The sequence below is a fragment of the Urechidicola vernalis genome, assembly GCF_031846385.1.
In the GTDB taxonomy this organism is placed as follows: domain Bacteria; phylum Bacteroidota; class Bacteroidia; order Flavobacteriales; family Flavobacteriaceae; genus Urechidicola; species Urechidicola vernalis.
Genome location: NZ_JAVRHV010000001.1, coordinates 13534 through 27302, shown reverse-complemented (window position 1 = coordinate 27302; position 13769 = coordinate 13534). Strand labels below are relative to the sequence as shown.

The window sequence follows — 13769 nt, the reverse complement described above, 5'->3', positions numbered from 1 at the left end:
AATATTAATAAAATAAAAGCGTCTCTACAGACGCTTTTATTTTTTTACCATCGAAAACTCTACAATCCCTCCTTTTACCTCCACTTTTTCCAGATTACCATCTTTATAATAGTATTGGTTTTTATGACCCGATTTTGCAGTTTTCACATACAAATCAGTTTCCTTCTCTATTTTCTGAAATTCACCCGTCTCTTCAGCATAAATTTCTTTTATACCAATTGGTTCATCAAAAAATAGTTTTACTACACTATTTGTTATTTCTTTTTTAAACTCGCGTAACTTCTTTCCATCTGAATAATAGTTGTAATTGTTATTCATTCCTTCAGTTTTTACGTTCGTTTTTTCTTTTCTGTGAATAGTTACAACAACAGTTCCTTTTTGTAATCTTTCATTTAAATAACTCACTTCATAATCGTAAACAACATTTATTTTTGTTAAGATATGTAGTTCTATCTCTGTACGACTCGAATAATCTGTGATATCATCATTAATTACTTTCTCCGCAATTAACTTTCCGACATTTTTCCCTTTATGAAAAATATCAAACGTTCTTATTTCTTTTTGAGCATATGAAACAATGCTAAAGGCTAAAAACATTCCTGAAATTAAATTTCTCATATCTTTTGAATTATTTGATCTGCAATAGCCAAGCAAGAAGTAGCGGCTGGAGATGGTGCGTTTAAAACATGAATTACATTACCTCTTTCTACAATTTTAAAGTCATCTACTAAACCACCCTTACTATCCAATGCTTGTGCCCTAACACCTGCCCTAGCCGGCTTTACATCATCCATTGTAATACTTGGCATCATGCCTTGTAATTCTTTTACGAACATTTTTTTAGAAAATGCCCGTTTGTACTCTTCAATTCCTTTTCTCCAATGCCTAAAAAACAATTTCCAAGTACCTCTATACGTTAAGGCTTGCCAGCTGTCTTTTAAGTTAAAACTAGTTGTGGTATACCCTTCTCTTTTAAAAGAGAATACAGCATTTGGTCCACATTCTACCCTACCATCAATCATTGGTGTAAAATGAACTCCTAAAAACGGAAAGTTTGGATCTGGAACCGGATATACCAAATTTCTAATTTTAAATTTTGATGCTTCCGTCATTTCATAGTAATCTCCTCTAAACCCAACAATCTGCAATTTAGGATCTACTTTGTTCTTTTTAGCAATCCTATCCGCTTGTAGCCCTGCACAACAAATAGTTTTATCACTATTAAACGAACCTAAAGAAGTAACTATTTCTCCATCTAAAATAGATTCAACCTTACAATTGGTAACTATTTTACTTTGTGAGTTTATGGAAGCAATCTGCTCCATAAACTTTTTGCATAAGCCTACATAATCTATAATTCCTGCCGTCGGCACCCAAATTCCTTTTACCCCCCTAATATAAGGCTCTTTCTCCTTTATTTGATCACATGTTAGATAATGAATACCGGGCGTACCATTCTGTATTCCTTTTGCAAAAATAATGTCCAAAAGACCTTCTTCGGCCTCTGAAGTTGCGACAATAATTTTTCCACAAGTTTTATAATCAACATCAAACTTTTCAGCAAATGAAACCAATTGTTCTCTGCCATTTTTACAATTCTTTGCTTTGAAAGAATCTGGTGTATAATAGATTCCAGAATGAATGACACCTGAATTTCTTCCTGTTTGATGTAAGCCAATTTCGGGCTCCTTCTCGAGAATTACAATTGTTTTACTCGGAAATTTACACTGCAACTTATAAGCCGTTGCCAATCCAATTATCCCAGCACCAACAACAATGAAATCAAATTTATTTGACATGTTCTGTCCTTTTCATAATGCTTAAAACAACAAAGGATAACACAAAGAAAATTGCTAAAAACAACACACTCCATTGCATTGAACCTGTAAGTGCAATTAATAGTCCAAAGACAATCATACCAAAAACAATGGCTAATTTTTCGGTAACATCATAGAAACTGAAATATGTAGCATGGTCATCTGTCTCAGGTAATAATTTTGAATACGTAGATCTAGAAAGCGATTGAATGGCACCTAATACCAACCCAATAAGCCCCCCTAAACCATAAAAATAATGGCCTACATTTGGTTGTGATTTATCTAGCATAAAGGCAATTAAACAAACCAATCCCCAAATAATAATAGCGAGTTTCAATGCTTTTATATTTCCCACTTTTTCAGATAATCGAGAGAATAAAAATGCTCCAAAAATTGCGACTACTTGAACTAATAAAATAACGGTAATAAGGTCGGCTGTTGGTAATTCCAATTCTTTGCTTCCAAAAATACCCGCCATTAAAATAATGGTTTGCACGCCAACACTAAACATAAAGAATGAAATTAAAAATATTTTCAATGCAGGATATTCTTTTATCTCCTTAGCAACTTTTCTCAATTCCTTCAATCCATTCCAAAAAACTTCTTTTTTTAACTTCTCTTTTTTCTCAACAACTGGCAATCTTCTATAAGTAATTTGTGCAAACCCTAACCACCATAAGCCAACTAAAATAAACGAATATCTCGTGGCAACTCCTGTAGATTCAATTCCAAACCAATCGGGTTTTTGAATTAACATTAAACATAAAATTAGCAAAATTATAGAGCCAACATAGCCATTAATAAAACCTTTTGCACTTACTCTATCCTGATCTTTTGGATGTGCTACTTCTGGTAAATACGCATTGTAAAAAACAATACTTCCCCAAAAACCGATACTAGCCAAAACCGTAAAAAGTAAGCCTATCCATAAGGTTTCTTCACCTTCAAAGAAATACAAACTCATAACAGAAATGGAACCTAGCAAACAAAATCGCTTTAAAAATTTTAGTTTATTCCCTACATAGTCTGCGATACCAGATAAAATTGGTGACAAAAAAGCGACAATTAAAAATGAAAATGCAAGGGTGTAATCGTACAAGGTAGTTGGGTCCCATTGGGTGCCTAAAAAAGTTACTTTACCTTCAATATTTACAAATGATTCGGTAAGTGTTGTATAATATATTGGAAAAACTGCTGTGCTTATGACCAATGAATAAACAGAATTTGCCCAATCATAAAATGCCCAAGCATTTATGAGTTTTTTATCTCCTTTTTTTAACATAAAATGTAAAGATTAGTTTGAAAAATCATATAGTAGTACAATATATAATAATTTGTAGCTAAATAACAATTCGACTATTGTGCTGATACTTCTTTTTTAATTCGTTCTGCATGCGCCTTTGCTTCTGGTAAATAGGCACGTAAATTTGCAATTCTAGTTTCATTTGACGGATGCGTACTTAAGAATTCTGGAGGAGCGCTAGCATTGCTTCTTTCACTCATTCTTACCCAAACCTGAACTGCTTCTTCTGGATTGTATCCAGCCATGATCATAAAAACCATACCTAATTTGTCCGCTTCATTCTCATGTGTTCTACTATAAGCTAACATTCCAACTTGTGACCCAACACCATAAACGGTGTTCCATAAAATCTGTGACTCTTCAGATTCACCAGATGTTCCTATCGCTACTGCCAATCCTCCCAATTGTTGTCCATATGCACTTGTCATTCTTTCTTGCCCGTGTTTTGCAAAAGCATGTGCAACTTCATGTCCCATTACCGCAGCAATACCATCCGTATTTGCGCATATTGGTAGAATACCTTCATAAAATACCACCTTTCCTCCTGGCATACACCAAGCATTTACAACATCATCTGCGATAAGGTTAAATTCCCAACGGTAACTATCTGCTTCTTTAGTCATTCCGTTGGTTCTCATAAACTGATCTACAGATCTAGATATTCTTCTTCCTACAGCTTTTATCTCTGCAGTTTTCTCAACATTTGATGAGATTGTGTTTTCTTTTAAAAATCCTTCATATTGTGCAAAACTTGCAGGTAATATCTCTTCATCTGAAACAATGTTTATACGATTTCGATTTGTGATTGGCACGGTACTACAGGCTGCGAACAAAAATGCAACCAAACTTAAAGTTACTAACCTTTTCATAATTCTAGTTCTTATTTTCATCAAAGTTATGTATAAATTTAAAACCAAAATGTAAGCACAGATTAATTATTCGTCAAACTAATTATATTGTAATTTAGTAACATAATTTCAAAAGGGAAATGAGAGCATATTTAATTTTAAGTTTATTTTTATTAGCCGCATGTTATCCAACAAATGCGCAAAAAAACGAAACTAACAAGTCTAAAATAAAATCGATGAAAAAAACCGATGCTGAATGGAAAAAAGAGTTAACACCGCAAGAGTATTACGTTCTTAGAGAAAAAGGAACGGACCGAGCAGGAAATGATGGCTATACCAAACATTTTGAAAAAGGGACGTATCTCTGTGCTGCATGTAACTCCCAATTGTTTGAATCGAATAGTAAATATGAGAGTCATTGTGGTTGGCCATCTTTTGATGACGCCATTCCAGGTACAATAGAAATGACACCAGATTATAGTCATGGAATGATTAGAACAGAAATCACTTGCAAAGCCTGTGACGGCCACCTAGGGCATATTTTTGACGATGGTCCGAAAGAAACAACTGGAAAAAGATATTGCGTAAATACAACATCAATCAAATTTGTAAAGTCAAAAGATGAAAAATAACTTTTTAGAAAGTGCAATCCGACAAATTGAATCTTACAAAGCAGTCGGAGAAAAAGCAATTGATCAATTAACAGACGAGCAAGTCCTTTGGCAATATAATGAAGAATCTAGCAGTATTGCCGTAGTCGCAAAGCATGTTGTTGGCAACCAATTTTCTAGATGGACCAACTTTCTTATTGAGGATGGTGAAAAAGAATGGCGCGAAAGAGATGCCGAATTTGTAAATACTTATACCTCCAAAACAGAAATGCTCAATGCTTGGGATAAAGGATGGGATTGCTTCATAAGTGTTTTAAAAAATCTAAGCGAAGATGATTTAAAAAAAACAGTTTATATCCGTAAAGAACCTCATTCGGTAATAGATGCTATAACAAGACAATTGTGTCATTACTCTTATCATATTGGTCAAATTGTATATGTGGCTAAAATGCTACGAAATGAAGAATGGAAATCGCTATCTATACCAAAAAATAAAAGTGCTGAATTTAAAACCAAAAAATTCTCTCCAAAGTAGTACTTACTTTTATAAGTATTTACGAAGTTCCTTCTTAAAATAAAATGCGGAATCTGATGCACTTCTCATTGAATTATGCGTAAAATTTCCTCCTTGCTCTAAATAATAAAACTCCAACCCGGACTCTACAGGATCTGGAAGTATTACATGGTAATTTATAGAGCCATTCCCTAATTCTGTATAATCTCTAGAAATCTTATCCATGTCCTTAATATGCCACATTACATACCTGCCTGGCTGCTGTTTTATCAACTCTTTCGGCGTATATTTAGAAGAGTGCATAACCCAATACAAATCCATTTGCAACTTAACTAAAGAACTGTCAGTTTCTCTTATAATAATTTCAAATCCATTCTCTCCTTCATGGTCTATAAATTCAAATCCATGATTATGATATGCAAACCCAAGACCCGCTTTTGTTACCTGTTCTCCAATAATATTTAATTTATGTGCCATCAATTTATAATTCTCAACATTACGTTGCTCAGGAGAAATCCAAGGCCATGTAACGTAAGAACTACCAAGAGTTGTCGCACCTATTATGCACTTATCAACAAAATGTTTTAGTTTATCATTTGACCCCTCTAAATAAGAAGAAAAACCATAATGACCACTACTAACAGAGAGGTTCAAATCATCTAATATTTGCTTAAACTCATTCGATTTAAACCCATAATAAGATTCTTTAACTGGATCAAATCCATAAATTTCAAAATCTTCATACCCCAACTTTTTCAAATATCGTAAAGTTCCTAATGGGTCTTTAGCCATTTCGTCTCGAATCGAAAATAGCTGATACCCCATCTTATATTTTATTTTTTTATCCATAGCAAAAGAAGAAAATGGAAACATTGAAGCAGCACCTAAAGTACTGGTATTTTTAATAAACTTTCTCCGATTCATCGTATAATATTTTTTACATTGTTTATTTTTAATTAATCTGAAATAAAGCTAAGATTTTATATAAAACTTTCACACGAAAATAACCTTTTACATTGATAAAATAAAAACAATCAAAATTCAATTTTACTTGTCTCTTCTTTTATTAAACTTCAAACTTTTAAGTATCTTTGTCACTTCTAAAATTTTGATGAAAGATTTATGTTTAATAATTTAAGTGATAAGTTAGATAAAGCGTTTCATGTACTTAAAGGACATGGAAAAATTACCGAAGTAAATGTTGCTGAAACTTTAAAAGAGGTTAGAAGAGCCCTTTTGGATGCCGATGTTAACTTTAAAATTGCCAAAGAATTTACCAAAAGAGTTAAAGAGAAAGCCTTAGGACAAGATGTACTAACTACATTAAACCCGGGTCAATTAATGGTGAAACTTGTTAAAGACGAGTTAACCGAATTGATGGGCGGCGAAACCGTAGGTGTGAATCTTGGAGGTTCACCAACGGTAATTTTAATGTCTGGGTTACAAGGATCTGGTAAAACTACTTTTTCTGGTAAATTAGCTAACTACTTAAAAACCAAGAAAACCAAACAAGTTTTATTAGTTGGTTGTGATGTTTATCGTCCTGCCGCAATAAATCAATTACAAGTTGTTGGAGAACAAATTGGCGTAGAAGTGTATGCCGAAGTTGGAAATCAAAATCCTGTAGAAATTTCTCAAAATGCCATTAAACATGCAAAGGCTACTGGAAAGAATGTAGTTATTATTGATACCGCTGGTCGTTTGGCAGTTGATGAAGAGATGATGACTGAAATCTCTAATATCCATAAGGCTGTTGAACCACAAGAAACGCTATTTGTTGTTGATTCTATGACAGGGCAAGATGCTGTAAACACAGCGAAAGCCTTTAATGACATCTTAAACTTTGAAGGTGTTGTTCTTACAAAATTAGATGGTGATACTCGTGGTGGTGCTGCCCTTTCGATCAAATCTGTAGTAGATAAACCTATTAAGTTTATTGGAACTGGAGAAAAAATGGAAGCAATTGATGTATTCCATCCAGATCGTATGGCTGAGCGTATTTTGGGAATGGGAGATGTTGTATCTCTTGTTGAACGAGCACAGGAACAATACGATGAAGAAGAAGCAAGAAAAATTCAAAAGAAAATTGCAAAGAATCAATTTGGATTTGATGATTTCTTAAAGCAAATTCAACAGATTAAGAAAATGGGTAATATGAAAGACTTGGTTGGTATGATACCAGGTGCTGGGAAAGCCATGAAAGATGTTGATATTGATGATGATGCCTTTAAGGGAATTGAAGCCATTATACATTCTATGACGCCATCAGAAAGAAGCACTCCATCTACAATAAATTCTAGTAGAAAAAAGAGAATTGCAAAAGGATCTGGTACCAGCATTCAGGAGGTGAATCAATTGATGAAACAATTTAACCAAATGAGTAAGATGATGAAAATGATGCAAGGTGGTGGTGGCCAAAAAATGATGCAAATGATGAAAGGAATGGGTCGATAATTCTATTTAACCAAATAAAAAAACTTAAACAATGACGCTTTTAGACGGTAAAAAAACTTCACAAGATATTAAACAAGAAATCGCTGAAGCGGTTCAAAAACTAAAAGCAAAAAATAAAAAAACACCACATTTAGCGGCTGTGTTAGTCGGTACTGACGGAGCGAGCATGACATATGTAGGTGCAAAAGTTAAAGCCTGTGAATTAGTTGGATTCAATTCTACACTAATTGATTTACCTGAAGAAACTACAGAAACCGAATTATTAAATGAAATTAAGGCATTGAATGAAAACAATGACATTGATGGATTTATAGTTCAGTTACCTTTACCAAAACATATTGACGAGCAAAAAGTTTTAATGGCTGTTCACCCCGATAAAGATGTTGACGGATTTCACCCAACCAACGTCGGGAAAATGGCTTTAGATCTTCCTACTTTTCTACCGGCCACTCCTTTTGGAATTATGGAATTATTAGAACGATATAAAGTTCCTACATCTGGAAAAAACGTTGTGGTAATTGGAAGAAGTCATATAGTAGGCCGTCCGATGAGTATTTTAATGAGTCAGAAACGTGCTGCTGGAGATGCCACTGTTACTGTGGCACATAGTAGAACTCAAAATTTATCTAAAATTACCAAAGATGCCGATATTATCATTGCAGCTTTAGGTATCCCTGAATTTTTAACTGGCGATATGGTTAAAGATGGTGTTACTATTATTGATGTTGGAATTACACGTCTTGAAGATGCCACAAAAAAACGTGGTTATAGATTGGCCGGTGACGTTCACTTTGAATCGGCGAGCAAAAAATCTGAATTTATTACACCTGTACCTGGTGGTGTTGGACCAATGACTATTGCAATGCTTTTGCAAAACACTTTATTAGCTTGCAGTAGAAAGTAATTAATTTTATTAAATAACGTAAAGAAGAACCCGATATATTGGTATCGAGGTTATTTTATTAAGCTGCTTTCGGAAATTTTGCTATCTGCTCCAGTTTAATTTCATTCTGTACTTGTTTAATGGTTAAAGTACTTCCATCATGACTCCAACCGGGAGGCCCAAATAAATACATAAACTTATCACCCCAATTTTTAGATTTTTTCATATCCTTCCAAATATCACCATATTCATGCGTTAAAATTACCAATGGATTATATGAATTTGGCGGGTGGGTTACACCGTATTTAATATCCAGCGTTTCATCTAACTCTTTCCAAGTTCCAAATATTTTATCAAATATATTTAAGAAGCCCCCGTGATTCATATCCATATATTCAATATTTTGAGCATGATGGACTTGATGCATTGTATGCGTATTAAATATCTTTTCCAATAACCCTAATTTAGGCACGTACTTTGTGTGCAATTGAAATTGCCAAAGTGCCTCTATACCTAAACAAACGACCAACATTTCTGGCGCAAATCCTATAGCTGGAATCCACATGTAGAAAAATGGCTTATACAATATAGTAAACCAACCGTTTCTCACTGCCGTACCAAGATTAAAATTATCTGATGAATGGTGCACTATATGTGCTGCCCATAAAAATCTTACTTTATGATTCTGTCTATGAAACCAATAATAACTAAAATCATCTAACAATTGACAAGCAATCCAAACATACCAGGCGTATCCAAATGATTCCCATCCAAAAATATTTGTTCGAACGCCATCTACAAATGGGTTAAACAATTCATATACGAAGTAGAATATAACAATGGCTGAAATTGTTTTAATCAAGGGCGCAATAATTGCTGACCCAATTCCCATTGCTAAACTTGCTCCTAAATCTTTCCATTTATAAAGGTTCTTAGTAGACTTATGATGCCTACTGTATAATAATTCTAATAAAATAAGACCTAGAAAGCAGGGCACACCGTAAACTAAGGGGTTCGTAAAATCCATCAACTATTGTTTAAAAAAAGGAACTAAAGATGGCAATATAGTCAAATATGACTACCCTAAAGATTTAATACAGAAAACTTTAAAAATATATTAAATATCTACAGTGAAAGGGAAAATACTTAGATAGATTCTTAAACAAAACGATTAATGAAATGCACTAATTACCTCTCTATAACTGACATTTTAGAATGTACTAAAACACTTCATTAACCAGTCTTAATCGAACCAGATAGTTAAATATTTTATTTTGGCCATATCAGGAATTTGCTCAATTTTAATCTCTTGAGTACTAAATGGGTTTACACCTATTTCTTTTTTATCAAGAGCAATTGTTGCGTTCAATTCATCAATATATAAGGTAGCAGATGAGAGTGAAGTTTCTACCTTATTAATCATATAATTTACATTTATATCTTTAAAAGGTGAACTTAGACTTAATCCTTTTTCAGTTATAAATTGCGGGTCCACAATCTGTACATATTTAATTGTAGATGTAGAATCGTGCTGCTCGTTTGGAACAATGGTCATCAAATGTTTTCCTTGCTTAGAATAGACTAAATATTCATCATTATCCTGAACATACTTCGTATCTCCACCTCCAAGTGCTCCTTCGCTTAGGTTTTTAACAATAGAATCATTGGCGAAAATTGTTTCTATTTCTCCAATTAAATCTTGGCTACAAACAAGGCCTACTCTATTCCTCTCAATAATTGTTTTGTTTTCTCTAGAACAAGAAGTAATGGTTAAAACGACTAAAAGCAATCCTAAAAATGCGTTTATCTTTTTCATAAAGGTGTTAGTTCAGTTTAGTTCAGTATTGGTTTAACGAACAACATTAAAAATTATTTTACTGTTCATTTTAAATTTCAAAAATAGCAACAAACTTTATACCAAAATGAAGATTTAACATATAAAATTAAAAATAATTGTAAGTTACTATATACCAACAATTAGAGGTTCTAAATCTTTTATTTTTTTTCAAAATGAATCTTTTATTTATACCTTATAACATGAATATATCCTAAATTTGCAAACTAAATTTAGAATAGTGGATTCAAAAACGCAACAATTAGTAGATTCAGGATTAATGCTTCCTCTAATGGAAGAATTTTATACCATTCAAGGTGAAGGTTATCATACAGGAACCGCTGCCTATTTTATCCGAATTGGAGGTTGTGATGTTGGTTGTCATTGGTGCGATGTGAAAGAGAGTTGGGATTCTAACTTACATCCTCCAACACTTACAAAAGAGATCGTTCAAAGAGCAAAATCCTATTCGAATATTGCAGTAATTACGGGTGGAGAACCGCTAATGTGGGATATGAAATCACTTACTAATTCGTTACAGAATAAAAATGTAAAAACTCATATAGAAACATCTGGGGCTTATAATCTTTCTGGATCTTGGGATTGGATTTGTTTATCTCCAAAAAAATTAAAACTCCCATTAACAGAAGTTTATCAAGAAGCCAACGAATTAAAAATTATTATTTACAATAAAAGTGATTTTAAATTTGCCGAAGAACAGGCCGCTAAAGTCAATAAAAATTGTCAATTATTTCTTCAGGCTGAATGGAGTAACAAAGATAAAATGACTCCTCAAATTATTGATTATGTAATGCAAAACCCTAAGTGGAAAATTTCCATTCAAACTCACAAACACTTAAACATACCTTAAAATAAGATTGTAAACGCGATCAAATTGCTCTTCTAAGCCCATGTCAGAATTATCGATTCCAATGGCATCATCTGCTTTCACTAAAGGCGAATCCTCTCTCGTTGAATCAATATAGTCTCTAGACTCCACATTTTTTAAGACACGCTCGTAGGTTATATTTTCTTCACCTCTATCAAGCAATTCTTTATAACGTCTTTTTGCACGTTTATCAGCTGAAGCTGTCATAAAAAACTTAATATCTGCATCTGGAAAAACGACTGTTCCAATATCTCTTCCATCCATCACTATTCCATTGTCCTTACGCATTTCTTGTTGCTGTTGAACCAATTTAGTTCTTACCTCAGAAACGGCCGAGACTTGACTTACTAATTGAGAAACTTCCAAGGTTCTAATTTCTTTTTCAACATTAACATCATTCAAAAACACTTCAGCAAACCCCTTTCTAGAGTTAAATACAAAATGAATTTTTATAGAATCCAGATCAGCGATTAATGCTTTTTCATCAAAAGATGAATTATCTATAAACCCATTTTGAAAAGCATAAAGTGTAACCGCTCTGTACATTGCACCGGTATCTACATAAACATATTTCAACTTCTTTGCCAATTGTTTGGCAAGTGTACTTTTTCCAGTTGATGAAAACCCGTCTATTGCAATCGTAATCTTTTTCATAATTTAAAATGTTTGTTAATATCTCTGATCCCCAAAATTAATCAATAATCTAAAAACACCTGTATATTCTGCAATTTTAAGTTACAATATAAGGCAACGCTAAAATCTTAAAAATATGATTCGCTTTTCAATTATTCAGGAAAAAGAGATGCGTCTAATTTTGGGACAATCCTAAGTGCATTTTTATAATATACTTTCTTTAAAACTTCATCAGAAAGATCTAACCCATACATTGCCCAAAAAGCATGGTATTTTTTATGATATGGGAAATATTCGTCTGCTGTTTCCAGAACTCTAAAATAGGTAGGAAACTCTTCGGGCTTCCAACTATCCTTACCAAACAAAACTCTATCTTGGTATTTTTCAATAAACTGTTTTGCAAATCTTGGTTGTCTGCCCAATTCTGCTATAATCGCTCCAATACCAACATTCATATTTGGAATTTCATCAAGCAGTGTTCCAAGTTTTCCTAAATCGTTGGCATACCAGCCCATATGAGCGTTAATAAATGTAGTTTTTGGATGCTTTTTAAACATGTTATGCTGCTCTCCAATTATTTGTTCCCAAGGAGCAGGATCATGGGCACTTCTTTTTCGTCTCGGTTTAGTTTTTAATTCCAACCAGCGTTCGTTAGCTCCATCAAATTCATCCCAAAATGATTTTGGATCTGCCGCATGAATTAAAACAGGTATTCCTAGTTCACCACATAAAGCCCAAATGGGATCTAAACGAACATCGTCAATGGCAAGTCTATTTCCATCTATATCTTTATTATACATTCCTAAACTCTTGTAAACTTTTAACCCAACTGCCCCGTTCTCTACATCATTTCTAAGTTGAGCAACAGTATTCTCTGTCCAGTTCTCCCCTCCTGCTCCATCAAAATTTACATTTGCAAAAACGACAAACCTATTTGGATAATTATCATTGATGTTCTTTACCGATTTTTGCAGCAATTCTCCCGATCGACCACTTAAATTAACCATTATAGCCATATTCAATGTGTCCATTGCGGCCACTACAGGTGCTAAATCCTGTTCTGGCATTCTATATTGATGTCCATGAACATCAATAAAAGGAAATTTAGCCTTTATGACCGGATTTTTTGGCACTACAAGTGTTGATGTTGGGTTGTATTCTTCAAAAGTTAAATCTTGAGAAAAAATGAATATAACATTAGATAAAAGGAGTACTATAAATAAGATTGATTTTTTTTTCATAAAAAAACTATAAATTAAAACGAGTGAGACTACTGATTTTCAGCATACAATAATAACCAAAAAATAGTGATTTTTGAAAAATGATTTTTATCATAATTCAAACCCTTTTTTATTTGTTATATTTGGATAACCAAATTTAGATCAATTGCTAAAAAGATTTATACCATACAATTCTAGATGGCTTCCCGTTTCCATCGTAATTATGGGGAGTATTGTAGGGCTTTCACTATTTCTTGCTAAAGAATCTGAGGTTGTTTCATATATGGGAGACAATCCTCAAACATGTGTAAACTGCCATGTTATGACATCCGAATATAATAGTTGGATGCATAGTTCGCATCGAGAGGTAACTACTTGTAATAGTTGTCACGTTCCGCATGATAATATTGCTAATAAATATTATTTCAAAGCAAAAGATGGATTATACCATGCTACCGTTTTCACCCTTCGAAATGAACCACAGGTCATACAAATGAAAGAGGCCTCACAAGAGGTGGTGCAACAAAACTGTATTCGTTGTCATCAGCAACAAGTCAAAGATGCGAAATTAGATGGCTGGGTTGCCAATCATGCGGAAAGTAGAACGGATCGACAATGTTGGTCTTGTCACAGGGAAGTACCTCATGGAAGAGTTCATGGTTTATCAAGTACAGAATATACGTTGGCTCCAAAACCAACAGATTTAGATAAGGATATTGTTCCTAAATGGTTAAAAGAAGAAATAAACAACTAACAAAAATAA

The 13769-nt window shown here is 33.4% G+C and carries 15 protein-coding genes; 6 read left to right on the top strand and 9 right to left on the bottom strand.

The features are described 5' to 3' along the window. Positions 1-36 precede the first annotated feature (36 nt). The 4 genes from RM519_RS00120 to RM519_RS00105 all read right to left on the bottom strand — a co-directional run bounded on the left by RM519_RS00120 (position 37) and on the right by RM519_RS00105 (position 3989). The gene (locus tag RM519_RS00120) at positions 37-618 is read right to left on the bottom strand and encodes a DUF6134 family protein (protein WP_311591415.1); all 582 of its coding nucleotides are present in this window, start codon (positions 616-618) and stop codon (positions 37-39) included. Continuing rightward, positions 615-1799 carry an L-2-hydroxyglutarate oxidase gene (gene lhgO / locus RM519_RS00115; protein WP_311591413.1) on the bottom strand — a complete coding sequence of 395 codons (1185 nt, stop codon included), beginning with the start codon at positions 1797-1799 and terminating at the stop codon, positions 615-617. Before lhgO ends, RM519_RS00120 begins: the two co-directional genes overlap by 4 nt. Beyond that, positions 1789-3099, bottom strand: coding sequence for an MFS transporter (locus RM519_RS00110; protein WP_311591410.1), 1311 nt, complete (start codon positions 3097-3099; stop codon positions 1789-1791). Before RM519_RS00110 ends, lhgO begins: the two co-directional genes overlap by 11 nt. A gap of 74 nt (positions 3100-3173) precedes the next feature. Beyond that, the gene (locus RM519_RS00105; RefSeq protein WP_311591409.1) at positions 3174-3989 is read right to left on the bottom strand and encodes a M48 family metallopeptidase; all 816 of its coding nucleotides are present in this window, start codon (positions 3987-3989) and stop codon (positions 3174-3176) included. A gap of 215 nt (positions 3990-4204) precedes the next feature. Between RM519_RS00105 and msrB the strand changes: the two genes are divergently transcribed. Together msrB and RM519_RS00095 are read left to right on the top strand one after the other, a co-directional pair. Next, on the top strand, positions 4205-4600 hold the full coding sequence (msrB, locus tag RM519_RS00100; RefSeq protein ID WP_311591408.1) for a peptide-methionine (R)-S-oxide reductase MsrB: 396 nt from the start codon (positions 4205-4207) through the stop codon (positions 4598-4600). After that, on the top strand, positions 4590-5114 hold the full coding sequence (locus RM519_RS00095) for a DUF1572 family protein (protein ID WP_311591407.1): 525 nt from the start codon (positions 4590-4592) through the stop codon (positions 5112-5114). The genes msrB and RM519_RS00095 overlap by 11 nt, the downstream gene beginning before the upstream one ends. Positions 5115-5123: 9 nt before the next feature. Here the strand turns inward: RM519_RS00095 and RM519_RS00090 are convergent, their stop codons facing one another. Next, on the bottom strand, positions 5124-6017 hold the full coding sequence (locus RM519_RS00090) for a sugar phosphate isomerase/epimerase family protein (protein ID WP_311591406.1): 894 nt from the start codon (positions 6015-6017) through the stop codon (positions 5124-5126). Positions 6018-6215: 198 nt separating this feature from the next. Here RM519_RS00090 and ffh point away from each other — a divergent pair, with 198 nt between their 5' ends. Then, positions 6216-7547, top strand: coding sequence for a signal recognition particle protein (gene ffh, locus RM519_RS00085; protein ID WP_311591405.1), 1332 nt, complete (start codon positions 6216-6218; stop codon positions 7545-7547). Between the two features lie 31 nt (positions 7548-7578). Further along, positions 7579-8451 (top strand): bifunctional methylenetetrahydrofolate dehydrogenase/methenyltetrahydrofolate cyclohydrolase FolD, encoded by an 873-nt coding sequence (gene folD, locus RM519_RS00080; RefSeq protein WP_311591404.1) that lies wholly within the window; start codon positions 7579-7581, stop codon positions 8449-8451. Positions 8452-8509: 58 nt separating this feature from the next. Here the strand turns inward: folD and RM519_RS00075 are convergent, their stop codons facing one another. Next, the gene (locus RM519_RS00075) at positions 8510-9457 is read right to left on the bottom strand and encodes a sterol desaturase family protein (RefSeq protein ID WP_311591403.1); all 948 of its coding nucleotides are present in this window, start codon (positions 9455-9457) and stop codon (positions 8510-8512) included. Between the two features lie 216 nt (positions 9458-9673). Next, positions 9674-10246, bottom strand: a complete 573-nt coding sequence (locus RM519_RS00070; protein ID WP_311591402.1) for a hypothetical protein — start codon at positions 10244-10246, stop codon at positions 9674-9676. A 259-nt stretch (positions 10247-10505) separates the two neighbouring features. Here RM519_RS00070 and RM519_RS00065 point away from each other — a divergent pair, with 259 nt between their 5' ends. Continuing rightward, positions 10506-11135, top strand: a complete 630-nt coding sequence (locus tag RM519_RS00065) for a 7-carboxy-7-deazaguanine synthase QueE (RefSeq protein ID WP_311591400.1) — start codon at positions 10506-10508, stop codon at positions 11133-11135. Here the strand turns inward: RM519_RS00065 and cmk are convergent. Together cmk and RM519_RS00055 are read right to left on the bottom strand one after the other, a co-directional pair. Continuing rightward, complete coding sequence (cmk, locus tag RM519_RS00060; RefSeq protein WP_311591399.1) at positions 11121-11807, bottom strand: (d)CMP kinase; 687 nt, start codon at positions 11805-11807, stop codon at positions 11121-11123. The two genes, RM519_RS00065 and cmk, sit on opposite strands and share 15 nt — an antisense overlap. A 131-nt stretch (positions 11808-11938) precedes the next feature. Further along, positions 11939-13027 carry an amidohydrolase family protein gene (locus RM519_RS00055; protein WP_311591398.1) on the bottom strand — a complete coding sequence of 363 codons (1089 nt, stop codon included), beginning with the start codon at positions 13025-13027 and terminating at the stop codon, positions 11939-11941. A 145-nt stretch (positions 13028-13172) separates the two neighbouring features. Between RM519_RS00055 and nrfH the strand changes: the two genes are divergently transcribed. Further along, complete coding sequence (gene nrfH / locus RM519_RS00050) at positions 13173-13760, top strand: cytochrome c nitrite reductase small subunit (protein ID WP_311591397.1); 588 nt, start codon at positions 13173-13175, stop codon at positions 13758-13760. Positions 13761-13769: the final 9 nt, after the last annotated feature.

Bases quoted from the DNA above. Each gene is read 5' to 3' on its own strand.
- RM519_RS00095 (WP_311591407.1), top strand. From the start codon at position 4,590: ATGAAAAATAACTTTTTAGAAAGTGCAATCCGACAAATTGAATCTTAC.
- ffh (WP_311591405.1), top strand. From the start codon at position 6,216: ATGTTTAATAATTTAAGTGATAAGTTAGATAAAGCGTTTCATGTACTT.
- RM519_RS00120 (WP_311591415.1), bottom strand. From the start codon at position 618: ATGAGAAATTTAATTTCAGGAATGTTTTTAGCCTTTAGCATTGTTTCA.
- RM519_RS00055 (WP_311591398.1), bottom strand. From the start codon at position 13,027: ATGAAAAAAAAATCAATCTTATTTATAGTACTCCTTTTATCTAATGTT.
- msrB (WP_311591408.1), top strand. From the start codon at position 4,205: ATGAAAAAAACCGATGCTGAATGGAAAAAAGAGTTAACACCGCAAGAG.
- RM519_RS00070 (WP_311591402.1), bottom strand. From the start codon at position 10,246: ATGAAAAAGATAAACGCATTTTTAGGATTGCTTTTAGTCGTTTTAACC.
- RM519_RS00110 (WP_311591410.1), bottom strand. From the start codon at position 3,099: ATGTTAAAAAAAGGAGATAAAAAACTCATAAATGCTTGGGCATTTTAT.
- cmk (WP_311591399.1), bottom strand. From the start codon at position 11,807: ATGAAAAAGATTACGATTGCAATAGACGGGTTTTCATCAACTGGAAAA.
- RM519_RS00105 (WP_311591409.1), bottom strand. From the start codon at position 3,989: ATGAAAAGGTTAGTAACTTTAAGTTTGGTTGCATTTTTGTTCGCAGCC.
- folD (WP_311591404.1), top strand. From the start codon at position 7,579: ATGACGCTTTTAGACGGTAAAAAAACTTCACAAGATATTAAACAAGAA.
- RM519_RS00075 (WP_311591403.1), bottom strand. From the start codon at position 9,457: ATGGATTTTACGAACCCCTTAGTTTACGGTGTGCCCTGCTTTCTAGGT.
- RM519_RS00090 (WP_311591406.1), bottom strand. From the start codon at position 6,017: ATGAATCGGAGAAAGTTTATTAAAAATACCAGTACTTTAGGTGCTGCT.
- lhgO (WP_311591413.1), bottom strand. From the start codon at position 1,799: ATGTCAAATAAATTTGATTTCATTGTTGTTGGTGCTGGGATAATTGGA.